This window comes from Streptomyces sp. P1-3 (assembly GCF_050613155.1).
Taxonomy (GTDB): domain Bacteria; phylum Actinomycetota; class Actinomycetes; order Streptomycetales; family Streptomycetaceae; genus Streptomyces.
Map to the genome: position 1 here is coordinate 5,656,702 of NZ_CP192512.1, position 22,872 is coordinate 5,679,573.

Consider the following 22,872-nt stretch of genomic DNA (forward strand, 5'->3'; position numbering starts at 1 on the left):
TGGTCCGGCAGCGCACCCGGGTCGCTGTCGGGCCGCCGCGCGTGCGGTCGTTCGGCGGTCATCCGCGCCGGCGGCGGGTCTGCCACCACGCGGCCGCGCCGAGCGCGACCACGGCGGCGGCCCCGCCGATCAGGCCGGTCGACGGCCCTTCGCCGCCGTCGTCATCGCCGTCGGCGCGCTCGCCGGACCGCTCCGGACGGGCCGTGCCCGTCGCCGCCCCGTCCCCGTCCTCGCCTCCGGAACCGGAGCCGTCCGCCTGCTCCGCGCAGCCGGAGCGCGGGTAGTCGGCGATGGCGCACAGCAGCGCGGACGAGTCGTAGCGCAGCGGCTTCGCGACGGCCGCGAGCGCCTCCGCCGCACTCGCCCCACCGCGGACCCGCGCGCATTCGGCACGGGCCGGGGGCGGGGTCTCGCCGCCGCGCGCGTGGGCCGCCGTACCGAAATCGATGACGACGGCGACCCGCTTGGCGCCGCCCTTGGCCGGGGTGCGGGCGCAGATCGCGTCGAAGTCGGGGGCGCCGCGCGGCTGGGCGGCGTTCCCGGAGTCCTCGCTGACGGCGAACCGGAAGCCGATGGTGTCCCCGTCGTCCGGCCGCGCGGTCGACGGCCCCTGGGTGGCGTATGTCCACTCCCCGCCGTCCCGCTCCCAGAACGACCAGTAGCGGTAGCCCTGGGCGTGCGCGGGGGCGGCGCCCAGGACGGCGATCAGCAGCCCGGCGCACAGCGACGAGGCCAGCGCGGCCAGCCGGGCGAGGGCTCCTCGCCCGGCGGGCACCCCCGGCCTGGCCGGGACCCGCCGCCTGGTCGGCGCCGCGCCCCGCCTGAGCTGCGTGCCCGGCCAGGCCGGGATGTCCTGCCCAGCGGGTACGCCCGGCCCGGCCGGTACGCCTAGCTCAGCGGGTACGCCCGGCCCGGCTGGTACGCCTAGCTCAGCGGGTACGCCCGGCCCGGCCGGTGCGCCCCGCCCAGCGGCTACGACCCTCCCGGCCAGCACCCCCGGCCCAGCGGGTACGCCTAGCCCAGCGGCTATGCCCGGCCCGGCGGGTACGCCCAGCCCAACGGGTATGCCCACCCCAGCGGGTACGTCTCGCCCAGCCGTCACGCCCGGCTCCGCCGTTACGCCCCGGCCCTCCGGCGCACGCCGCGCGAGCAGGGCCGCCCGCCCGTACGGACGCCGCGCCACGGACCGTACAGCCATCAGAGCTGCTGCTTCTTCCGGCCGCTGAGCAGGAAGCCGATGCCGATGCCCGCGACGGCGCACACGCCGATGAACCACCACAGGCCGAAGGGGCTGTCGCCCTCGTCCTTCTTCTCGTCCTCGTCGGCCTGCTTCTGCGTGCCGGAGTGGTCCGACGCGGCCGCCGGCTTGGGGCCGGTGGCGTTCAGTTCCCGCACCAGGTCCGTGCCGCCGAAGTCGCTCGGGTCCCCACCGGCCGCGCGGGTGGCCAGGACCAGCTTGGCCAGCGCGCCCGGGTCGCCCTTCGCCCACGCGACCGCCCCGCTGTCCTTGCTCTGGAGCCAGGCGAGCGGCTTGGCGGCCGCGGTCCGGTGCTCGCCCGCCGCCAGCGCGAGGACCGCGTCCGCGGTGCCGCCGAGGTCGGGCGCGGGGTCCTGGCCGGGCATGGCGGGGGCCATCAGGTGCTGGTCGTTCCCGGCCAGCTTGGCGGCCAGGTACGCGTCGGCCGCGTCGGCGGCGTCCTCCGCCGCGTCCGCGCCCTTGGCCTTCGTGTCGCTCTTGTCGGCGTCCGCCCCGCACTCCAGCGGCTCGACCGCCTCGTCGTCGTCCCTGCCGACCGGCTCGAACACGAAGCCCTGGCCGGTGGCGCCGAGCGCGGCGGCCACGGTGGCCACGTCATTGGGCTCCAGTTCGCCCTTCTTGGGCTGGTACGCGAACGCCCCGCGCGCGTCCTTCTTCGCGTCGCAGCCCAGCCGCAGCGCCAGCAGCGCGTCGTACGGGGTCTTCCCGCCCTTCGCTGAGGCGGTTTTCGCCGGGTCCTGCCGGGCGGCGGCGAACGCGCCGATGGCCACGGCCGTGGAGTTGGCGTCGCTGGGGCTGCCGGGGTTCACGCCCCAGCCGCCGTCCTCGTTCTGGTTCTTCTTCAGCCAGCCGATGCCCTTCTCGACGGCCGCGCCGTGCCCACCGACCGCGGCGAGCGCCTGCACGGCGGCCGCGGTGGCGTTGCTGTCGGCATTCTTCGCCGCGCACGGGGTGGCGGTCTCGTGCCGGAAAGACACAAAGCCGCCGTCGGCGCACTGCTGCCCGGCCAGCCACTTCACGCCCGACGCCGCCGGGGTGACACCGACCGCGTCCTGGGCGAGCAGCGCCAGGGACTGCCGCCATACACCGTCGTACGTGGGGTCCTTGGTCCCGTACAGGCCCTGCGGAAGCGCGGACGGCTTCGGGGAGGGCGCGTCGTCGGCGAACGCGGCCGGGGCGGTGGCCGCGCCGAGGACGACGGAGACGGCCAGGGCCGCGGCGCTGCGGCGTACGTTCATGGACGGTGCCTCTCGATGTGTGTTCGGGGGTGTTCCGCACGCAGCTGGGGGCACGGTCCTCCACCCGCGCGCGACACGCACATGGTGGCACCGGGCTCAGCTCCGCAGACCTCGACGGTGCCGCGCACCGGTCGCGGCGGCCACCGGTGCGCAGGAGCCTTCGTCGTGGCCGACGGGTGCTCCGGCTCGTACGGCAGGCCGGCCGTCACCGGCGGACGCGGGCCGTACTCACGGTTGCGGGTCAGCGCCGGAATCGCACCGGCTTTCCCCGATCGGTCACGGATGAAGTTGTGCACGCCCACCTTAACGGGCGCCTCATCCGGGGCGCGGTGGGGCATCCGGCGGCGGGCGGGGCTCACCGCGCCTGGTACGCGACCGGGTCGGTGCCCGGCACCGCCGCCGCCCGCCCCCGCTTCACCAGGTGCCGCAGGTGCGCCTCCGCCTCCGCGACCGCGATGTTCCGCGAACCGTACGGGATGTCCGCCCAGGGGCGGTTCCAGCGCATGCGCTCGGCGAGCTGCCAGGGCGTGTGCGGGGTGGCCAGCAGGTTCCGTACGCCGTCCAGGCGCGCGGCGTGGTGGTCGAGCAGTTCGCCGACGCGGCGGGCGGCGCCGGTGAACGGGTGCTGGTGGGCGGGGAGCACCTCGGCCGGGCCGAGCCGGCCGACGCGGCCGAGCGAGTCGAGGTAGTCGCCGAGGGGGTCGGCCTCGCCGGCGTTCGCGCCGTCGTCCGGGTCCTCGTAGAGGCCGATGTGCGGGGAGATGCCGGGGAGCAGGTGGTCGCCGGAGAAGAGCCGGCCGCTGCCCGTCGCGCCCGCCGGGTGCCGCTCCTCTAGGTGCAGGCAGACATGGCCCGGGGTGTGGCCCGGTGTCCATACGGCCCGCAGTCTGCGGCCGGGCAGATCGAGGAGGGCGCCCGGGGTGATGTGCCGGTCGGGCAGCGCGGCGGCGAGTCCGGGAAGGGCGCCGGCGTGTCCCGCGGCGCGGGCGGCGCGCAGCGGGGCGAGGTGGTCCTCGGGTGCCCCGGCGGCGGTCAGCCGGTCGGTGAGGTAGTCGAGCCAGTGGCCGGGCGCGGCGGCGCAGGTGCGACGCACCACGGCCGCGTCGGCGGCGTGCATCGCCAGCCACGCGCCGGACGCCTCGCGCACCCGGCCCGAGAGCCCGTGGTGGTCGGGGTGGTGGTGGGTGAGGAGGACGCCGTGGATGTCCGACACGGCCGTGCCGCAGGCGGTGAGGCCGGTGGTGAGCGCGTCCCAGGCCGCCGGATCGTCCCAGCCGGTGTCGATCAGGACCGGGCCGCGATCGGTGTCCAGGAGGTGGACGAGGGTGTGGCCCAGCGGATTGTCGGGGATCGGGACCGGGATGCTCCACACGCCGCCGCCGTGCGAGGTCACCCGGCGGGCCTCCGGTCCGTCGGCCCGCCATCCCGCCCGCCCCGCCGCTTGCCCTTCCGCGTGTCCGGTCACCGAACCCCCTGTCGCCGCACGGCCGTTGCCCACTATAGCGAGAACTGGTATCAGTTCTGACGCAGCGTCAGTTATTGTCGAAGCCGGAGCCGGGCGACGGCCGAATCCCTGGAGGTTCCCACCATGACGGACCCCGCGACCGGTCGTGTCGAGTACGGCCACCTCGTCATCGGCGGCGCCCCGGCCGAACCCGCGGGCCGGGACGTCATCGAGGTCGTCTCACCGCACACCGAGGCGGTCATCGGCCGCGTACCGCACGCCACCCGCGAGGACGTGGACCGGGCGGTCGCCGCCGCGCGCGCCGCCTTCGACACCGGCCCCTGGCCGCGTACCGACCCCAAGGAGCGGATCGCGGTCGTCACCCGGATCAAGGACGCGATCGCCGCCCGGCACGAGGAGATCGCCCGGACCGTCACCGCCCAGAACGGCAGCCCGTACTCCTGGAGCGTCCTCGGCCAGGCGCTCGGTGCGGTGATGGTGTGGGAGGCGGCCCTAGCGGTCGCCCGTGACGCCGGCTACGAGGAGCGCCGAACCGGCATCCTGGGGCCGCTGCTGGTGCGGCGCGCGCCGGTCGGGGTGGTGGCGGCCGTCGTGCCGTGGAACGCCCCGCAGTTCGTGGCCGCGGCCAAGCTCGCGCCCGCGCTGCTGGCAGGCTGCCCGGTGATCCTCAAGCCCTCCCCGGAGGCCCCGCTCGACTCGTACCTGCTCGCGGAGATCGCCGCCGAGGCGGGGCTGCCGGACGGCGTGCTGTCCGTCCTGCCCGCGGGCCCCGAGGTCGGCGAGTACCTGGTGGGTCACCCGGGCGTCGACAAGGTGTCCTTCACCGGGTCCGTGGCGGCGGGCCGGCGGGTCATGGAGGTCGCCGCGCGCCACCTGACCCGGGTGACGCTGGAGCTGGGCGGCAAGTCGGCCGCCGTCATCCTGCCCGACGCCGATCTGGACGCCGCCGTCGCCGGAATCGTCCCCAACGCGTGGATGAACAACGGCCAGGCGTGCGTCGCCCAGACCCGCATCCTCGCCCCGCGCGGCCACTACGCGGAGATCGCCGAACGCCTCACGGCCGCCGCCGCCGCGCTGGTCGTGGGCGACCCGTTCGACCCGGCCACCCAGGTCGGCCCGCTGGTCGCACGGCGCCAGCAGCAGCGCTCCCTCGACTACATCGGCATCGGGCGGCGCGAGGGCGCCGAACTGCTCACGGGAGGCGGCCGCCCGCCGTCCCCGGAGACCGGCTGGTACGTCGAGCCGACACTCTTCGGGAACGTCCGCAACGAGATGCGGATCGCCCGTGAGGAGATCTTCGGCCCGGTCATCTGCCTGCTGCCGTACGAGAGCGAGGAGGAGGCGGTACGGATCGCCGACGACTCCGACTACGGGCTCTCCGGCAGCGTCTGGACCTCCGACGTCGAACGCGGCATCGGCGTCGCCCGGCGCATCCGCACCGGGACGTTCTCCGTGAACACCTTCAGCCTCGACATGCTCGGCCCGTTCGGCGGCTTCAAGAACTCCGGGCTGGGGCGGGAATTCGGCCCCGAGGGGTTCGCCGCGTACCTGGAGCACCAGACGATCCACCTGCCGGCCGACTGGGAGGGCTGAGGCGATGGGGGACCGCTGGCGGGTGGCCGTCGACCGCGGGCTGTGCGTCGGCTCGGGGATGTGCGTCCATACGGCGCCCGGGGCGTTCCGGCTCGACTCGGCCCGGCGGTCGCGGCCCGTCGACGCCGAGGTGCCGGCCTCGGACGCGGTGCTGAGCGCGGCGGAGGGCTGCCCGGTCGAGGCCGTTCTGCTGCGCCTGAGCGACACCGGCGAACCCGTCTTCCCCCCGGAGGACTAGGCCGTTTCCCCCGGGTGCGGACCCGCGGCCCGATCACGGCGGCCCGCTCAGGGGGCACCGTTGAATGATCAAAACGGCGAGGGGGTTAGCATATGAGCGCCGCCTAGCTCGAAAGATATCCACGTGACTGTCAACGACGACTCGTTCACCAACTGGAAGAACCGCGAGGAGATCGCGGAGTCGATGATCCCGATCATCGGGAAGCTGCACCGGGAGCGGGACGTCACCGTCCTGCTTCACAGCCGCTCCTTGGTGAACAAGTCGGTGGTCAGCCTCCTCAAGACCCATCGGTTCGCCCGGCAGATCGCCGGCGAGGAGCTCTCGGTCACCGAGACGCTGCCGTTCCTGCAGGCCCTCACCACACTCGACCTCGGCCCGTCCCAGATCGACATCGGCATGCTCGCCGCGACGTACAAGACCGACGACCGCGGTCTGTCGGTGGCGGACTTCACCGCCGAGGCCGTCGCCGGCGCCACGGGTGCCAACAAGATCGAGTGCCGCGAGGGGCGTGACGTCGTCCTCTACGGGTTCGGCCGCATCGGCCGGCTCGTCGCCCGCCTGCTCATCGAGAAGGCCGGCTCCGGCAACGGCCTGCGGCTGCGCGCCATCGTCGTCCGCCAGGGCGGCGACCAGGACATCGTCAAGCGCGCCTCGCTGCTGCGCCGCGACTCCATCCACGGCCAGTTCCAGGGCACGATCACCGTCGACGAGGCGAACAGCACGATCATCGCCAACGGCAACGAGATCAAGGTGATCTACGCCAACGACCCGTCGGAGGTCGACTACACGGCGTACGGCATCAAGGACGCCATCCTCATCGACAACACCGGCAAGTGGCGCGACCGCGAGGGCCTGTCCAAGCACCTGCGCCCCGGCATCGACAAGGTCGTCCTGACCGCGCCGGGCAAGGGCGACGTCCCCAACATCGTCCACGGCGTCAACCACGACACGATCAAGCCGGACGAGCGGGTCCTGTCCTGCGCGTCCTGCACCACCAACGCGATCGTCCCGCCGCTGAAGGCGATGGCGGACGAGTACGGCGTCCTGCGCGGCCACGTGGAGACCGTCCACTCGTTCACCAACGACCAGAACCTGCTGGACAACTACCACAAGGCCGACCGCCGGGGCCGCTCGGCGCCGCTCAACATGGTCATCACCGAGACCGGTGCCGCCTCCGCCGTCGCCAAGGCGCTGCCCGACCTCAAGGCGCCGATCACCGGCAGCTCGATCCGCGTCCCCGTCCCGGACGTCTCGATCGCCATCCTGAGCCTGCGCCTGGGCCGAGAGACCACCCGCGACGAGGTCCTCGAGTACCTCCGTGACGTCTCGCTGAACTCGCCGCTGAAGCGCCAGATCGACTTCACCACCGCCCCCGACGCCGTCTCCATGGACTTCGTCGGCTCGCGCCACGCCTCGATCGTCGACGCCGGCGCCACCAAGGTCGACGGCGACAACGCGATCCTCTACCTCTGGTACGACAACGAGTTCGGCTACTCCTGCCAGGTCATCCGCGTCGTCCAGTACGTCTCCGGGGTGGAGTACCCGACCTACCCGGCCCCGCTGGTCTGATCCAGCCGCCGGCAGCGCGTCCCGGACGGGCCGAGGAATCGAGCCCGTCCGGGACGCGGACGCGTGCGGGACGGGCCGGCGAGGGGGTCAGCGCGAGGTCGCGGCCCCCGGCGCCGTGAGGTCGATCAGCTGGCACACCGTCTCGATGTCGATCTTCACCTGGGCGATCGACGCCCGCCCCGACAGCCAGGTCACCAGCGCCGAGTGCCAGGTGTGCTCGATCACCCGCACCGCGGACAGCTGCTCCGCCGTGGGCGGCCCCTGAAGCCCCATCGCGTCCAGGATGATCGCCGTGGTCAGCCGGGAGACCGTGTCCACCTCCGGGCTCACCGAGCGGTCCGCGAACGTCAGCGCCCGCACCATCGCGTCCGCCAGGTGCGGCTCCCGCTGGAGGGCGCGGAAGGCGCGCATCAGGGTCTGGGCGACCCGGGCCGCGGGCTCCCGCTCGGTGGGCGGCCGCTTCCGCAGCGCCTCGTGCATCTGCTCCAACTGGTCCTGCATCGTCGCGACGAGCAGATGCACCTTGGAGGGGAAGTAGCGGTACAGCGTGCCGAGCGCCACGCTGGACAGCTCCGCCACCTCGCGCATCTGCACAGCGTCGAAGCCGCCGCGGCTCGCCAACTGGGCGCTGGCGTGCAGGATCCGGCGGCGACGCGCCTCCTGCCGCTCGGTCAGCTGCAGGGAGGCTGGCTTGGCTTCTGCGGTCATGTGTCCTACTTCGGTGCGTTCCGTCTGCAGGCTGCGGACTCCGTGCATGATGGCAGGGCCAGGGGGGTGGCGCGAGTCGTCTCGGTGAGCCGGCCGACGACGGCCGCCAGTGGTGCGGATCACCTGCCGTGCCCCGAGGGAAGGTGTCATGGGCAGGTATCTTCGAGACTTCTCCGGCGATCCGTAAGTGAAACTTGTTCTAGCCGTTTGCTTGCGGATACGCTCCCGCTGAACTGCACCGAGAAGGGGGCCGCGAGTGACCGGCGACAGGCCGCTGCGCATCGCGCTGCTCACCTACAAAGGGAACCCGTTCTGCGGTGGCCAGGGCGTCTACGTACGCCATCTGTCGCGCGAGCTGGCGCGGCTCGGCCACACGGTGGAGGTCATCGGCGCGCAGCCGTATCCCGTCCTCGACGACGGCGTAACCCTCACCGAGCTGCCCAGCCTCGACCTCTACCGGCAGCCCGACCCCTTCCGCACCCCGCGGCGGGACGAGTACCGCGACTGGGTCGACGCCCTCGAGGTCGGCACCATGTGGACCGGTGGCTTCCCCGAGCCGCTGACCTTCAGCCTCCGCGCCCGCCGCCATCTGGCCGCCCGGCGCGGTGAGTTCGACGTCGTCCACGACAACCAGACCCTCGGCTACGGGCTGCTCGGCCTGGACCGGATCGGCTTCCCGCTCGTCACCACGATCCACCACCCCATCACCGTGGACCGCCGGCTGGAGCTCGACGCCGCCGCCACCTGGAAGCGGCGCCTGTCCGTGCGCCGCTGGTACGGCTTCACCCGCATGCAGAAGCGGGTCGCCACCCGGCTGCCCTCGGTGCTCACCGTCTCCGGCTCCTCCCGCCAGGAGATCGTGGAAGACCTCGGCGTGCGCCCGGACCGGATCCACGTCGTCCCCATCGGCGCCGACACCCGGCTGTTCTCCCCGGACCCCACCGTCCCCGAGATACCGGGCAGGATCGTCACCACCTCCAGCGCCGACGTCCCGCTCAAGGGGCTGGTCCACCTGGTCGAAGCGCTCGCCAAGGTCCGTGCCGAGCGGCCCGACGCCCACCTCGTCGTCGTCGGCAAGCGGCCCGAGAAGGGCCCCGTGGCGGGCGCCATCAGCCGGCACGGACTCGACGACGCCGTCCAGTTCGTCAAGGGCATCAGCGACGCCGAACTCGTCGACCTCGTCCGCGGCGCCCAGGTCTCCTGCGTCCCCTCCCTCTACGAGGGCTTCTCGCTCCCGGCGGCGGAGGCCATGGCCACCGGCACGCCGCTGGTCGCCACCACCGGCGGTGCCATCCCCGAGGTCGCGGGCCCCGACGGCGAGACCTGCCTGGCGGTACGGCCCGGCGACGCGGACGCGCTGGCCACCGCGCTCGGCCGGCTGCTGGGCGACGCCGACCTGCGGCGCAGACTCGGCGCGGCTGGCCGGGAACGCGTCCTCGCCCGCTTCACCTGGGAGCAGGCCGCCCGGGGCACCGCCGAGCACTACCGCGCCGCCATCGAGGCGCGGCGCACCACCGCCCGCGCCGGGACGCCGCGACCGGCCACCGCCCCGCCACGGCAGCTCACCTGACCTTACGGAGGGACCGCGCCCCGCCGTATCGTTCCAGCCGCCCGCCCTCTCCCGAACCGCCCGATCCGCCGGACGAAAGCAGACCCCCTTGCTGACCGTCGACTTCTCCCGCTTCCCGCTCGCCCCCGGCGACCGCGTCCTCGACCTGGGGTGCGGCGCGGGGCGGCACGCCTTCGAGTGCTACCGGCGCGGCGCGCACGTCGTCGCGCTCGACCGCAACGGCGACGAGATACGAGAGGTCGCCAAGTGGTTCGCCGCCATGAAGGAGGCCGGTGAGGCCCCCGAGGGCGCCACCGCCACCGCCATGGAGGGCGACGCGCTCGCCCTGCCCTTCCCCGACGACAGCTTCGACGTCGTGATCATCTCCGAGGTGATGGAGCACATCCCGGACGACAAGGGCGTGCTCGCCGAGATGGTCCGGGTACTCAGGCCGGGCGGCCGACTGGCCGTCACCGTGCCGCGCTACGGCCCGGAGAAGGTCTGCTGGACGCTGTCGGACGCCTACCACGAGGTCGAAGGCGGACACATCCGCATCTACCGAGCCGAGGAGCTGCTCGCCAAGATGCGGGAGGCCGGACTGCGCCCCTATGGCACCCACCACGCGCACGCCCTCCACTCGCCGTACTGGTGGCTCAAGTGCGCCTTCGGCGTGGACAACGACAAGGCCCTGCCCGTCCGCGCGTACCACAAGCTGCTGGTCTGGGACATCATGAAGAAGCCGCTGGCCACCCGGCTCGCCGAGCAGGCGCTCAACCCGCTGATCGGCAAGAGCTTCGTGGCCTACGCCACCAAGCCGCACCTGCCCGCGCGGGACACCGCGGCCGACGCGACCGGTCGGGCGGGGGCATGACGACGCCGGGCCGTACCGAACGCCTCGTCCTGCCCGGCGTCCTCACCGCCGACCAGGCCGCCCGCACGGTCGCGGGCATAGCGTCCGTACAGCGCGCCGACGGTGCCATACCGTGGTTCCGCGGCCACCACCTCGACCCCTGGGACCACATCGAGGCCGCCATGGCCCTCGACGCCGCCGGTGAGCACGAGCGCGCCGAGGCCGCCTACCGCTGGCTCGCCGCCCACCAGAACCCCGACGGCTCCTGGTACGCGGCGTACCCCGACACCCCGGACGGCGTCGACGCCGCCCACCCCACCGACAGCGGCCGCGAGACCAACTTCTGCGCGTACATCGCCGTCGGCGTCTGGCACCACTACCTCTCCACCGGCGACGACGCCTTCCTCGACCACATGTGGCCGACCATCGTCGCCGCCGTCGAGTTCGTCCTGGCCCTCCAGCAGCCCGGCGGTCAGATCGGCTGGCGGCGCAACGCGGACGGCGGCGCCGACACCGACGCGCTGCTGACCGGCAGTTCCTCCATCCACCAGGCGCTGCGCTGCGCCCTGGCCATCGCCGAGCACCGAGAGGAACCCCAGCCCGACTGGGAGGTCTCCACCGGACTGCTCGCCCACGCCATCCGCCACCACCCCGAGCGGTTCCTGGCCAAGGACCGCTACTCCATGGACTGGTACTACCCCGTGCTCGGCGGAGCCCTCACCGGCGCCGCGGCCAAGCACCGCATAGAGGAGGGCTGGGAGCGCTTCGTCGTCCCCGGCCTGGGCGTGCGCTGCGTCATCCCCAACCCCTGGGTGACCGGCGGCGAGAGCTGCGAACTCGCGCTCGCGCTGTGGGCGATGGGCGAGTCGGACCGCGCGGTCGACATCCTCCAGTGGATCCAGCCGCATCTGCGCGCCGAGGACGGGATGTACTGGACGGGGTACGTCTTCGACGACGGCGCCGTCTGGCCCGAGGAGCGCACGACGTGGACGGCCGGCTCACTGCTGCTGGCGGTCGCGGCGCTCGGCGGGGACGAGGCGACCACGGCGGTCTTCGGCGGGGAACGGCTGCCGACGGGCCTGGAGTCGGGCTGCTGCTAGCTCCGGGGCTCACCGGCCGCCGCCGGCGCTGCCCCGGACGTGCGTTCCCCGCGGCCCCGCGCCGACGGGTTGTCAGTGGCAGCGCCTACGCTTGCGGCCATGACCTTCCAGGGACCTGACCGCCGTTTGGGCCACGACCGCTACTGCGCCGAAATCCTGGCGCAGACCGACCAGTTGCGCGCCGACCTGGCCGGTGCCGATCTGTCGGTGACCGTTCCCACCTGCCCGGACTGGAGCCTCGCCGACCTGGCCCGCCATGTGGGCGGCGCGCACCGCTGGGCGGAGACCATAGTGCGCACCCGCGCCACGGCGTTCGTACCGCCGGACGAGGTCCCGGGGACGCCCGGGCCCGGCGACGCCGACCCGGCGGCCCTGGACGCCTGGCTGGCCGAGGGCGCCGCGCTGTTGACCGAGACGCTGCGCGCCGCGGGCCCCGACACCCTGGTGTGGACCTGGACCCCGGCGGGCACCGCAGGCTTCTGGGCCCGCCGGATGACCCACGAGACGCTGGTGCACCGGGCGGACGGCGCGCTCGCCGCGGGACGGGAGTTCGCCGTCGACCCGGAGGTGGCGGCCGACGCGGTCGACGAATGGCTGGAGATCCTGGGCGGCCCGGCGGGCCCCGTGATCTCCCCGCGGCTGTCCGGGCTGCGCGCCGCCGCCGGCGGCAGCATCCACCTCCACGCCACCGACGCAGCCCCGGAGACGGCCGCCGAGTGGACGATCGCGCTGGACGGCGAGGGGTTCGCCTGGAGCCGGTCGCACGAGAAGGCCACGGTCGCGCTGCGCGGACCCATGGCCGATCTGCTGCGCGTGTTCTTCCGGCGGCTCCCCGCGGACAGCGACCGCGTCGAGGTGCTGGGCGATGCCGAGGTGCTCGCCGTGTGGATGGAGAACGTCAGCTTCGGCTGACGGGCGGCGCGGGTCCGGGGCGGCGTCAGCAGCGGAGCCGTCAGTAGCAGCTGAGCATCAGTGGCAGCTGAGCGTCAGTGGTTGAGTTCGGCGAGCACCCGCAGTGTGTCCGGGTCCGGGGCGGTGACCAGGAGGTCCGTCACCGGGCCCGCACGCCACAGCGCCAGCCGCTCCGCGATCCGCTCCCGCGGCCCGACCAGCGAGATCTCGTCGGCGAAGACGTCCGGCACCGCGTCCACGGCCTCCGCGCGGCGGCCCTCCCGGAACAGCCGCTGGATGCGCCGGGCCTCGTCCTCGAAGCCCATCCGGGCCATCAGATCGGCGTGGAAGTTCCGGGCGGTGTGCCCCATGCCGCCGATGTAGAAGCCGAGCATCGCCTTGACGGGCCGCAGCCCTTCCGCGACGTCGGCGCAGAGCCGCGCCTGGGCCAGGGGCGCGACGAGGAAGCCGTCGGGCGCGGCCGCCAGCGCCGCCTCGTGGAGGTCCGCGCGATACGGCGACCAGTACAGCGGCAGCCAGCCGTCCGCGATCCGCGCCGTCTGCGCGATGTTCTTGGGCCCCTCCGCCCCCAGGAGGACGGGCAGGTCGGAACGGAGCGGGTGCGTGATCGGCTTGAGCGGCCGGCCGAGCCCGGTGCCGTCCTCGCCCGCGTACGGATGGGTGTGGAAGCGGCCGTCCAGCCGCACCGGGCCCTGACGGCGCAGCACCTGCCGTACCACGTCGACGTACTCCCGGGTCGCGGTCAGCGGACTCGCCGGGAACGGCCGCCCGTACCAGCCCTCGACGACCTGCGGCCCGGACAGCCCCAGCCCGAGCATGAGCCGGCCGCCGCTGAGATGGTCCAGGGTGAGGGCGTGCATCGCCGTCGCGGTCGGGGTGCGCGCGGCCATCTGCGCGACCGCCGTACCAAGCCGGATCCGGGTGGTCCGGGCGGCGATCCAGGTGAGCGGGGTGAACGCGTCGGACCCCCAGGACTCGGCGGTCCATACGGAGTGATAGCCGAGTTCCTCGGCGTACAGGGCCAGTTGGAGATGGCGCGGGTCGGGGCCGCGCCCCCAGTATCCGAGCGCCAGGCCGAGCCGCATGCCGCTGCCTCCGCAAAGATGTGACGGTACGTCAGCTAAGGGGGTACGGACTGTACGGACCCGGCGCGGGAATGGCAACGGCCCCTCGTCCGCGATCGGACGAGGGGCCGGGGCTGCGCTATGAGGTGATCAGCCGCGCTGGATGCCTGTGGTGTCCTGGAGCACACCGCGACGGCCGTCCTGGGTCTGGGCGACGAGCGCCTGACCGCGCTGCTCCACCGCCAGGTACCAGGTGCCCGGGGCCAGCTCCGCGATGGTCGTGGAGGAGCCGTCCTCGGCGTACAGCGGGCGGGCCACCGGAACCGCGAACCAGAACGGCGCGAAGTCCGCGGAGCCACCGGCCGCCGGAGCGGGCTGCGCGGCACCGGCACCCGGACCGGGCTGCGCCGGCTGGCCGCCGAAGGGCTGCGGCTGCTGCTGGGCGAACGGGGACGGGGCGCCCTGCTGCGCGTTCGGGTAGCCGTAGCCGCCCTGCTGCGGGGCGGCGGGGCCGCCGTAGGGCTGGGGGGCGGGGGCGGGGCCGCCGGCGCCGAGGAGCGGGGCCTTGAGGGCGGGGACCATCAGGGAGGCGATAGCGCCGCCGGCCATGGCCAGGGTGGCGATCAGGGAGAGGATGAGACCGATGCCCGCGTCCAGGCCGTCGCCGGCGCCCTGCAGGTTGTTCACGCCGCCCGACGGGTCGAAGATCTGCCCGAGCGCGCTCCACGCGGCGAAGACGGTGAAGGCGGTGCCGAGAGTGGCGAGGTCGATGCCCGCGACCTTGGGAGCCTGCGGCAGCCCGCGGCCCAGGACGATGCAGGCGGCGCCGATGATCCCTGCCAGGGTGACGCTGAAGAGCAGCGGTCCGCTGTCCCACGCGGTCGTGAGATCCATGCTGTCCGGTGCGTCGTCAATCGCGAAGACATCAAGGAACGAGGCGATGAACAGCAACACCGCTGCTCCGATCACCACGCCGTCGCCTCGAGTGAGAGAGCGGATGTTCAACGTTTGGTCCTTAGTCGTCTCGTTGGTTATCGGGTTGCTGTCGCCGGTACACGAGGTGCTTGGCGCGGGGGTGGCTCCATCGTACGGGGGAATCTTTCGGCGGACCCGCCGGGTCGTCCTCTCGGTATCTCCCCGTTACGGTGCCGTTTCGCACCGCGGACGTAATGGCCCGCCCTACCCCCGCAAGAAGTCCGTAATGCCCTGCGCGATCCCTTGCGCCGCCCGCTGGCGCCACGCCGCGTCGGTGATCAGCTTCGCGTCCTTCGGGTCGCGCATATTGCCACACTCGATGAACACTTTGGGAATCGTGGAGAGGTTGAGTCCGCCGAGATCGTCGCGGACGGTCAATCCGGTGCCTCCGCCGAGATAGTTGGCGGGTTCGGTGCCGGTCGCCTCGCCGAACTCCCTGACGAGGTGCCGGGCGAGGGTGTGGGAGGGGGCGACGATCGCGGAGGTGTCGGCTTCGCCGCCGCGCACGGAGGCGGGCGCGATGACGTGGAAGCCGCGGTTCCCGGTGCCGGAGCCGTCCGCGTGGACGGACACGGCGGCGTCCGCGTGCGCACGGTTCCCGATCTCGGCCCGCTCGTCCACGCACGGGCCGTAAGGCCGGTCGTCGTCCTGGGTGAAGGTCACTTTCGCGCCGCGCGTTTGCAGGATCTCGCGGACGCGCCGTGAGACGTCGAGAGTGAAGGACGCTTCGGCATAACCGGAATTAGTGGCCGCACCGGTGGTGTCGCATTCCTTCTTGTTCGTGCCGATATCGACAAGGCGGGCGATCTTGGCGGTGTGCTCGCGATTCCGCGGATTGTGGCCCGGGTCGATCACGATGACCTTGCCTTTGAGGCTGCCCTTGCCCGAGGCGTCGGAGTTGTCGGAGTCATCCGGGTTGCTGGAGTCATCCGAGTCGTCAGAGTTGTTTGAGCCGTCGGCGTCCTCCGGAGCCGTCGCTCCGTGGCTCACCGCGGGCCGGGCGCCGTCGTCGTCCCGCCCGCCGTGGTCGCCCACGGTGGACCAGACCAGCCAGCCCGCGCCGCAGGCGAGCGCCAGGGCGATCAGGGCGACGACGGTGCCGCGCAGGCGGCTGGTGGTGGGGGGAGTGCTGCCGTTCGACACCCGGGCGATGGTAGTCGCCGCGCCGACGCGGCCGCGTGAGGGTATCGGTGGCACGGCCCGGTGCCCGTCAGACGGCCGTCCCCGGCACCCGGCGCAGGACATGCAGCGAGCGCGTCGCCGACACCTCGGTGAACGCCCCCGAATCCAGGGCGCGGCGGTAGATCCGGTACGGGGCCTGGCCGCCGTCCGCCGGGTCGGCGAACACGTCGTGGATGACCAGCAGTCCGCCAGGCGCGACATGCGGGGCCCAGCCCTCGTAGTCGGCGGTGGCGTGCTCGTCGGTGTGCCCGCCGTCGATGAAGACCAGGCCCAGGGGCGTGTTCCAGACGGCCGCGATCCGCGGCGACCGGCCCACCATGGCGATCACGTGCTCTTCGAGGCCCGCGGCGTGCAGGGTGCGGCGGAACGTGGGCAGCGTGTCCATCAGGCCGACGTCGGGGTCGACGACGGTCGGGTCGTGGTACTCCCAGCCCGGCTGCTGCTCCTCCGAACCCCGGTGGTGGTCGACGGTGACGGCCATGATGCCGGCCGCCCGCGCGGCGTCGGCCAGCAGGATCGTGGAACGGCCGCAGTACGTGCCGACCTCCAGCAGCGGCAGCCCGAGCGAGGCGGCCGCCTCCGCCGCCTCGTACAGGGCCAGGCCCTCGTCTGCGGGCATGAAGCCCTTCGCCGCCTCGAAAGCGGCGAGGATCTCAGGCTTGGGGGCCATGTCTGTTCCTCCTGGTCCAACGGCTCGCGCCCATGCTGCCGTACGGTCCGCGGCGGCCCGACGGCGGCCCGGTCCGGCCCGCCGCGGTCGGAGTGCTAGGCATGGCGTACGCGCCGCTGCCGGGTGGACCGCACCCGCGGCCGTAGAGACGGGAGAGCAGCCATGAACCCATTCCCTGACGCCGGGACCTCCGACGCCGGGACCTCTGGCGCCGGGACCCCTGGTACCGGCTTTCCCGGTACCGGGCGCCGGGTGCTCGTCAGTGGCGCGTCACGCGGGGTCGGCCGCGCGGTGGCGCGGGCGTTCGCGGCCAACGGTGACCGGGTCGCGGTCCACTTCGGCACCCGCAGGGACGAGGCCGAGGCCACCCTCGCCGCGCTGGAGGGCACCGGGCACGTGCTGCTGAGCGCCGACCTGGCGGACGCGGGGGAGACCGCGGGGCTCGTGGACGCGGCGGCGGACGCGCTCGGCGGCATCGACGTGCTGGTGAACAACGCCGCGGCCGCCGCGCCCGCGCACCCGCCGGCCGACACCCCGTACGAGGAGTGGACGGCCGTCTGGCAGCGGCAGATCGCGGTCAACCTGGTGGCGACCGCCAACCTCAGCCAGCTCGCCGCACGCCGCATGATCGACCAGGGCGGGGGCGGCCGGATCGTCAACGTCGGCTCGCGCGGCGCCTTCCGGGGCGAGCCGGACCACCCGGCCTACGGGGCGACGAAGGCGGCCGTGCACGCGCTGGGCCAGTCCCTGGCGGTCGCCCTCGCCCCGCACGGCATCGCGGTCACCTCGGTAGCGCCGGGCTTCATCGACACCGACCGGGTCGCCCACCGGCTGGGTGGCGCGGAGGGCGAGGGCATCAAGGGGCAGAGCCCGTTCGGCCGGGTCGCGCGGCCGGAGGAGGTCGCGGCGGCCGTGCTGTGGCTGGCCTCGCCGCAGGCGCAATGGAGCTCGGGCACGGTGCTGGACCTCAACGGAGCCTCGTATCTGCGGACGTGAGGCTCCGGCCGGTCCATGGCGAGGCGACTGGCCCGTGGTGAGGCGGCTGGTCCGGGACGGGCAGGCCGCGACCGGGACGAGAAGGACGCCGACTGGGACGGGAAGGCCGCGACCGGGCCGCGGAGAGCAGCGGCGTCCGCCAGCTGACTGACGCATCGTCAGGAGCCTTCCCACTCCCGGGGTGATGGGCTATACATGGGCCATCGGCTAGAACGCGTTCCAGTTGTGCGCGGGCAGGCCGACCGATCACGACCCCGGCACGGCCGACGGTGCGGACGGGCGGGCCGGGGTCTTCGGACCCGTACCCCCGGCCAAGGAGCGCCTACCCGATGCCCATCGACGCCGCCAAGGCCATCGCGGCCGACCCCCGTAGCACCGAGATCGCCTGGGACCACAAGGACGTCCAGCTCTACCACCTCGGCGTCGGCGCGGGCGTCCCGGCCACCGATCCGGCCGAGCTCCGCTACACCCTGGAGAGCAGGCTCCACGTGCTGCCCAGCTTCGCGACGGTCGCGGGCGGCGGGATGGCCCTCGCGGGCGGGCTGTCGGCGCCCGGGATCGAGGTCGACCTGGCCGCCGTCCTGCACGGCGGCCAGCGCGTCGAGCTGCACCGGCCCATCCCAGTCAAGGGAGCCGCCACCCAGAGCTCCAGGGTCGCCGCCGTCTACGACAAGGGCAAGGCGGCGGTCATCGTGCTGCGCAGTGCGGCCGCGGACGCCGACGGGCCGTTGTGGACCTGCGACACCCAGATCTTCGTCAAGGGAGAAGGCGGCTTCGGAGGCGAGCGCGGCCCCTCGCAGCGGCTCGACCTCCCCGCCCGCGAGCCCGACCACACCCTGCTGCGGCCGATCCGCGAGGACCAGGCCCTGCTGTACCGGCTGTCCGGGGACTGGAACCCGCTGCACGCCGACCCCGGATTCGCCGCGCGCGCGGGCTTCGACAAGCCGATCCTGCACGGCCTGTGCACGTACGGCATCGCGCTGAAGGCCGTGGTGGACACCGTCCTCGACGGGGAGGTGGCCCGGGTCCGCGCCTACGCCACCCGGTTCGCCGGTGTCGTCTTCCCCGGCGAGACCCTGCGGCTGCGGCTGTGGCGGGACGAGGGCCGCGTGCAGGCGTCCGTCACCGCGGTGGAGAGGGACGACGCGCCGGTCCTCGCCGACACGGTGGTCGAGCACACCTGATGTGAGGTCCGTACGCAGGTGATGTGAGGTCCGTACGCATCCGCAGGCATCCGTACGAGAGGAGCGCACCGTGCGCGCAGCCGTACTGCACGAGACAGGGCAGGACAAGCTCGAAGTCCTCGACGACGTGGAGCCCACGGGCTTCGGCCCCGGCAAGGTCAGGCTGCGCATACGGGCCACCGGGCTCTGCCACTCCGATGTGTCCGCGATGAACGGGGTGCTGCCGCAGCCCGTCCCCTTCGTCCCCGGCCACGAGGGCGCGGGCGAGATCGTCGACGTCGGCGACGGAGTGACGGGCCTGAGCCCGGGGGACCGGGTACTGGTCTGCTGGCTGCCCGCCTGCGGCGGCTGTCCGGCCTGCCGACGCGGCCAGACCCACCTGTGCCTGACCGGGTTCATGAACGCCGGAACGCCCAACTTCAGGCGATCCGGCGGTGAGGCGCGCTCCCGCGACGTCTTCGGCTTCGCGGGCACCGGCACCTTCGCCGAGGAGATCGTGATCGGCGCGGGCTGCGCCGTACCGATCCCCGACGATGTCCCGTTCGACATCGCGGCGCTCATCGGCTGCGGGGTGACCACCGGCCTCGGTGCCGCCCTCACCACCGCGAAGGTCGAGGCCGGTTCGTCCGTCGCGGTCATCGGCTGCGGCGGCGTGGGCATCAGCACCATCCAGGGGGCGAGGGCCGCCGGTGCCGCGCAGATCGTCGCCGTCGACCCCGTCGAGTCCCGGCGCCAGGCGGCCCTGCGTTTCGGCGCCACCGAGGCCGTCGACCCCGACGGGCTGGCCGACGCCCGCACCCGGGTCACCGCGGGTGAGGGCTTCGACTACGTCTTCGAGGTCGTCGGCACCTCCGCCACCGCCCGCACCGCCTACGACGCCACCCGGCGCGGCGGCACCCTGTGCGTCGTCGGGGCGGGGGCGCTGGACGACTTCCTCCGCATCAGCATGTTCGAGCTGTTCTTCGACGAGAAGCGCATCCTGCCGTCGCTGTACGGCGGCGGGGACGTGCTGCGGAGTTATGAGCGGGCCATCGCGCTGTGGCGCGCGGGCCGGATCGACCTGGCGGGGCTGATCACCCACCGGGTGCGGCTGGCCGAGGTCAACGACGCGATCGGCCAGATGCGGACGGGTGCGGCGTTGCGCACCTGCATCGAGATCTGAGGGAGGCACTGGTGCGAGGAGAAGCCGTGTCGCAGGGTGCTGTGCCGCGAGGAAAGGCCGTGCTCCAGGGCAAGACCGCGATCGTCACCGGCGCCGGACGCGGCCTCGGCCGCGCGGAGGCGCTCGAACTGGCCCGGCTGGGCGCCCATGTCGTCGTCAACGACCACGGTGTGCCCGGGCGCGACGGTTCCGGCGCGGCGTCGTCCGCGCCCGCCGAGGAGGTCGCGGCCGAGATCCGCGCGGCGGGCGGCAGCGCGCTGGCCCACGCGGGCGACGTGGCCGACTTCGCGCAGGCCCGCGCCCTGGTGGAGTTGGCCGTCGATACCTACGGCGCACTCGACATCCTGGTCAACAACGCGGGCATCCTCCGCGACCGGATGGTCTTCTCGATGTCCGAGGAGGAGTGGGACTCCGTCATCCGCGTCCATCTCAAAGGCCACTTCAACACCATCCGCTTCGCCGCCGCACACTGGCGGCAGCGCGCGAAAGAGGCGGGCGGCCCGGTCTACGGCCGAATCGTGAACACCTCCTCCGAGGCGTTCCTGGCCGGATCGCCGGGACAGCCCAACTACGCGGCGGCCAAGGGCGGCATCGTGGGTCTGACCACCTCCACCGCCGCCGCGCTCGCCCGCTACGGAGTGACGGCGAACGCCATCTGCCCGCGCGCCCGCACCCGGATGACCGAGGACGTCTTCGCGGCCGTTCCGACGGGCCGGGCGGGGGAGACGGGCGGGCCGGACCCGCTCGCGCCCGAGCACGTCGCCCCGCTCGTCGGCTATCTCGCCTCGCCCGCGGCGGCGAAGGCCAGCGGCCAGCTGTTCGTGGTCCACGGCGGAATGGTCGCCGTGCTGGAACGGCCCAAGGTGGCGGCCAAGTTCGACACCGCCAAGGACGTCTTCACCGTGGAGGAACTGGACGAGCTGCTCACTCCGTACTACGACGCGCGGCCGCCGGGGGAGTCGTTCGCCGCGGCGGACGTGCTGGGCCTGACGCGCGGCTGAGGGAGGCCGCCCTCAGGAGACCCGCGTCTGGGCGGGCCGCCGGTGCCTGCCGAGGACGGGCGCCTGTGCGTCCTCGGACGCGGCCTGGTGTCCGCGGTGGCGTCCCGCTCCCGCGGGCACCGGCGCGGCCGTCTGCTGAGAGCGCGTCGCGGTGGTGGCGTCGGCCTGGGCTTCGGACATGGGAAGTCGCTCCGTCACATCGGTCGTCCTGCTGGGCGCGGGAGGCCCACCACGACGCATGTCACGCGCCATCGGACAGCCCTGTGACACACCGGTGCAGCACCGATGGCGAACAGAACGTATGGCCGCACAGCCCCCCGCAGGAGTGTATCCGCGCGGGTGATCGCGAAGCGACTTCACAGTGTGCTCCGGTGCCGAGCCCGGGCTATAGGGCCTGAGCCATGGGCGCTTGCTGGAGGGGTACCGGCCGTGCTGTGCCGACCGGCTCCGCGACGGCCGGATGCGCGTCCTCCGCACCCGCCGCTTGACCACCTCCCGTACCCGCCGCCTCCCCGTGCCCCGCACCCGCCTCCGGTACCGCCAGCGGGACGGCCGGCGCCGCGGGGGCGAACGGGGCGACGGCGTCCCACCCACCCGGCTGCCGCACCCCAACGGCCGGCGCCGCTCCTGCGCTTGGGGCCTGCCGGTCCGTACCCACCGGGCCGCCCAGGTCGGTAAGCACCGGGGCCTGCCGGTTCGTGTCCGGCGGGGCCTGCACGGCCATACCCGCCGGGGTCTGTACGGCCATACGCAGCGGGGCCTGCACAGTCACACGCAGCGAGGTCTGCCGGTCCGTACGCACCAGAGTCCGCCGAGCCGCGCGGACCGGGGTCTGCCGAGGCGCGCGGACCGGAGTCTGCCGACGGGCGCGGGCCAGGCCGCACGGCACCGACTCCGTCGCGTACGGCAGCCGCAGTTCGCCCTCGCGGGTCCACAGCCCCGCGCCGGCCAGCCATCCGGCGGGTGGCGCGAGCCGCCGTAACCGCCGTTCGGCGGGGCGCCACAGCCCGATCCACGACCCGTCGGCGCCGTCGACGCGGAAGGCCACCGCACACCGCTCGGGCGTCAGCACCTGGCCCGGCTGCACGGCGAACGGCGTCGCCGCCGCGTCCGCCAGCCGCAGGCACTCCGGGAACCGCACCGGAAGCGTGCTGCCCAGCACACCCCACCCCAGCCGCTCGTCGCCGGGTGCGTCGGACCGTACGAGCAGCAGGCCGCTGTCGGGGTCGGCCAGCAGCAGACGGTCCTCGCTGCCCTCCGTGATCTGCAGCAGCGGGGTGGTCCGGCCGCCGCGCCGTAGATCGACGGCGACGGTCTTCGTACGGCCGTCGAGTTCGCGGTCCAGGGCGAGCAGCCCGCCGGTACGGTCCAGCCAGGCCCCGCCCGTACAGCGCCCGGGGACATCGGCCACGCGCTGCGGCTCCCCGCCGTCGTGCACCAGCCACACCGAGGTCGTCTCCGCGCCGTGCCCGAGCGCGAACGCCACGCTGCCGCACGGCGTGGGCGGCAGCAGCGACACCTCCGCGCAGTCGATGGCGCCCAGGGGCCGCTCGCCGGTGTCCGGCCCGGTGGGGTAGAGCAGCGAGAGCGTGTTGCGGTCCGCGACCCGGCGGCGGATGAGCACCCGCCCGTCCGCGAGCGGCTGCACCTCGCTGTCGGGCTCCTCGGGCTGCGTACCGGGCAGGGGCACCGCGTAGGGTTCCGGGCCGCCCAGGGTCCAGCGTTCCGGATACCGGTCACCGGTGGCGCCGCTGAGCGCGAGCCGGGCGGCGTACGATCCGTCCGCCGTGATCGTGAGCCCCGGGCGCGGCGTCAGTCCCGGGCGCGGCGTCCGCGTGGGGCCGCCGCTGCTGTCCGGGGCGGTCTCGATGGCACAGGCCGTCATGGTGAACGTCACCTCCGGCAGCAGAACGTAGTTTTCGCACTTCCAGGCGAACCACGCAAGTTGCGGGTGTTCACACATAAGGGTGGCCACCGCCCGATTCGCCTGAAGTGGGCGCGACGTTTGTGCTCCGCGCGAAACCCGTGGTCACAGGCGCTCGGGTGGGGTCGGGGGGCGCCTGGGAGTGCGAAATACGGTGAGCCGACAGTAAGCCTGCCCCGGCGGCCCCGTTTCACTCCGGTCACTCCGGGGCACCGCCCGGGCGTCAGGCGGTGC

At 73.6% G+C, this 22,872-nt stretch carries 21 protein-coding genes and 1 riboswitch; of the genes, 11 read left to right on the forward strand and 10 right to left on the reverse strand.

The features are described from left to right. Positions 1-58: 58 nt before the first annotated feature. From ACQUSR_RS24065 to ACQUSR_RS24075, 3 genes are all read right to left on the reverse strand, one after another. The gene (locus ACQUSR_RS24065; RefSeq protein ID WP_431044688.1) at positions 59-775 is read right to left on the reverse strand and encodes an SCO2322 family protein; all 717 of its coding nucleotides are present in this window, start codon (positions 773-775) and stop codon (positions 59-61) included. A gap of 422 nt (positions 776-1,197) precedes the next feature. Further along, positions 1,198-2,496: a prenyltransferase/squalene oxidase repeat-containing protein gene (locus tag ACQUSR_RS24070; protein WP_431044689.1), complete on the reverse strand. Its 1,299-nt coding sequence runs from the start codon at positions 2,494-2,496 to the stop codon at positions 1,198-1,200. Positions 2,497-2,650: 154 nt separating this feature from the next. Next, a riboswitch (cobalamin riboswitch) is annotated at positions 2,651-2,788 on the reverse strand. Positions 2,789-2,851: 63 nt separating this feature from the next. Beyond that, the gene (locus ACQUSR_RS24075; protein ID WP_431047796.1) at positions 2,852-3,889 is read right to left on the reverse strand and encodes an MBL fold metallo-hydrolase; all 1,038 of its coding nucleotides are present in this window, start codon (positions 3,887-3,889) and stop codon (positions 2,852-2,854) included. Between the two features lie 195 nt (positions 3,890-4,084). Here ACQUSR_RS24075 and ACQUSR_RS24080 point away from each other — a divergent pair, with 195 nt between their 5' ends. The 3 genes from ACQUSR_RS24080 (at position 4,085) to ACQUSR_RS24090 (ending at position 7,361) form a co-directional block, all read left to right on the forward strand. Beyond that, the gene (locus ACQUSR_RS24080; protein ID WP_431044690.1) at positions 4,085-5,554 is read left to right on the forward strand and encodes an aldehyde dehydrogenase; all 1,470 of its coding nucleotides are present in this window, start codon (positions 4,085-4,087) and stop codon (positions 5,552-5,554) included. Between the two features lie 4 nt (positions 5,555-5,558). Beyond that, entirely contained in the window at positions 5,559-5,792 is a 234-nt protein-coding gene (locus ACQUSR_RS24085) for a ferredoxin (RefSeq protein WP_431044691.1), read from the forward strand. Between the two features lie 123 nt (positions 5,793-5,915). Beyond that, positions 5,916-7,361 carry a glyceraldehyde-3-phosphate dehydrogenase gene (locus ACQUSR_RS24090; RefSeq protein WP_431044692.1) on the forward strand — a complete coding sequence of 482 codons (1,446 nt, stop codon included), beginning with the start codon at positions 5,916-5,918 and terminating at the stop codon, positions 7,359-7,361. Positions 7,362-7,448: 87 nt separating this feature from the next. Here the strand turns inward: ACQUSR_RS24090 and ACQUSR_RS24095 are convergent, their stop codons facing one another. Continuing rightward, positions 7,449-8,069: a TetR family transcriptional regulator gene (locus tag ACQUSR_RS24095; RefSeq protein ID WP_431044693.1), complete on the reverse strand. Its 621-nt coding sequence runs from the start codon at positions 8,067-8,069 to the stop codon at positions 7,449-7,451. 256 nt (positions 8,070-8,325) lie between these two features. On the opposite strand from ACQUSR_RS24095, the gene ACQUSR_RS24100 reads away from it, so the two are divergent. The 4 genes from ACQUSR_RS24100 to ACQUSR_RS24115 all read left to right on the forward strand — a co-directional run bounded on the left by ACQUSR_RS24100 (position 8,326) and on the right by ACQUSR_RS24115 (position 12,480). Continuing rightward, complete coding sequence (locus ACQUSR_RS24100) at positions 8,326-9,639, forward strand: glycosyltransferase family 4 protein (protein ID WP_431044694.1); 1,314 nt, start codon at positions 8,326-8,328, stop codon at positions 9,637-9,639. Positions 9,640-9,727: 88 nt separating this feature from the next. After that, positions 9,728-10,489 carry a methyltransferase domain-containing protein gene (locus ACQUSR_RS24105; protein WP_431044695.1) on the forward strand — a complete coding sequence of 254 codons (762 nt, stop codon included), beginning with the start codon at positions 9,728-9,730 and terminating at the stop codon, positions 10,487-10,489. Further along, positions 10,486-11,568, forward strand: coding sequence for a prenyltransferase (locus ACQUSR_RS24110; protein ID WP_431044696.1), 1,083 nt, complete (start codon positions 10,486-10,488; stop codon positions 11,566-11,568). The genes ACQUSR_RS24105 and ACQUSR_RS24110 overlap by 4 nt, the downstream gene beginning before the upstream one ends. Positions 11,569-11,667: 99 nt before the next feature. After that, on the forward strand, positions 11,668-12,480 hold the full coding sequence (locus ACQUSR_RS24115) for a maleylpyruvate isomerase family mycothiol-dependent enzyme (RefSeq protein ID WP_431044697.1): 813 nt from the start codon (positions 11,668-11,670) through the stop codon (positions 12,478-12,480). Positions 12,481-12,554: 74 nt separating this feature from the next. On the opposite strand, the gene ACQUSR_RS24120 is transcribed toward ACQUSR_RS24115, so the two are convergent. The 4 genes from ACQUSR_RS24120 to ACQUSR_RS24135 form a co-directional block, all read right to left on the reverse strand. Continuing rightward, complete coding sequence (locus ACQUSR_RS24120; protein WP_431044698.1) at positions 12,555-13,565, reverse strand: LLM class F420-dependent oxidoreductase; 1,011 nt, start codon at positions 13,563-13,565, stop codon at positions 12,555-12,557. A gap of 129 nt (positions 13,566-13,694) precedes the next feature. Further along, a complete protein-coding gene (locus tag ACQUSR_RS24125; RefSeq protein ID WP_431044699.1) occupies positions 13,695-14,549 on the reverse strand; it encodes a hypothetical protein in 855 nt (284 codons plus the stop codon). A 174-nt stretch (positions 14,550-14,723) separates the two neighbouring features. After that, positions 14,724-15,662 (reverse strand): N-acetylmuramoyl-L-alanine amidase, encoded by a 939-nt coding sequence (locus ACQUSR_RS24130; protein WP_431044700.1) that lies wholly within the window; start codon positions 15,660-15,662, stop codon positions 14,724-14,726. A gap of 67 nt (positions 15,663-15,729) precedes the next feature. Then, positions 15,730-16,371 (reverse strand): class I SAM-dependent methyltransferase, encoded by a 642-nt coding sequence (locus ACQUSR_RS24135; protein ID WP_431044701.1) that lies wholly within the window; start codon positions 16,369-16,371, stop codon positions 15,730-15,732. Between the two features lie 162 nt (positions 16,372-16,533). Here ACQUSR_RS24135 and ACQUSR_RS24140 point away from each other — a divergent pair, with 162 nt between their 5' ends. The 4 genes from ACQUSR_RS24140 (at position 16,534) to ACQUSR_RS24155 (ending at position 20,714) form a co-directional block, all read left to right on the forward strand. Beyond that, positions 16,534-17,367: an SDR family NAD(P)-dependent oxidoreductase gene (locus ACQUSR_RS24140; RefSeq protein ID WP_431044702.1), complete on the forward strand. Its 834-nt coding sequence runs from the start codon at positions 16,534-16,536 to the stop codon at positions 17,365-17,367. A gap of 329 nt (positions 17,368-17,696) precedes the next feature. Further along, entirely contained in the window at positions 17,697-18,551 is an 855-nt protein-coding gene (locus ACQUSR_RS24145; protein ID WP_431044703.1) for a MaoC/PaaZ C-terminal domain-containing protein, read from the forward strand. 70 nt (positions 18,552-18,621) lie between these two features. Continuing rightward, positions 18,622-19,713 carry an alcohol dehydrogenase catalytic domain-containing protein gene (locus ACQUSR_RS24150; protein ID WP_431044704.1) on the forward strand — a complete coding sequence of 364 codons (1,092 nt, stop codon included), beginning with the start codon at positions 18,622-18,624 and terminating at the stop codon, positions 19,711-19,713. A gap of 26 nt (positions 19,714-19,739) precedes the next feature. Beyond that, positions 19,740-20,714 (forward strand): 3-oxoacyl-ACP reductase, encoded by a 975-nt coding sequence (locus tag ACQUSR_RS24155; RefSeq protein ID WP_431044705.1) that lies wholly within the window; start codon positions 19,740-19,742, stop codon positions 20,712-20,714. 12 nt (positions 20,715-20,726) lie between these two features. On the opposite strand, the gene ACQUSR_RS24160 is transcribed toward ACQUSR_RS24155, so the two are convergent. Then, positions 20,727-20,894, reverse strand: a complete 168-nt coding sequence (locus ACQUSR_RS24160) for a hypothetical protein (RefSeq protein WP_431044706.1) — start codon at positions 20,892-20,894, stop codon at positions 20,727-20,729. 205 nt (positions 20,895-21,099) lie between these two features. Continuing rightward, positions 21,100-22,611 (reverse strand): hypothetical protein, encoded by a 1,512-nt coding sequence (locus tag ACQUSR_RS24165; RefSeq protein WP_431044707.1) that lies wholly within the window; start codon positions 22,609-22,611, stop codon positions 21,100-21,102. Positions 22,612-22,872: the final 261 nt, after the last annotated feature.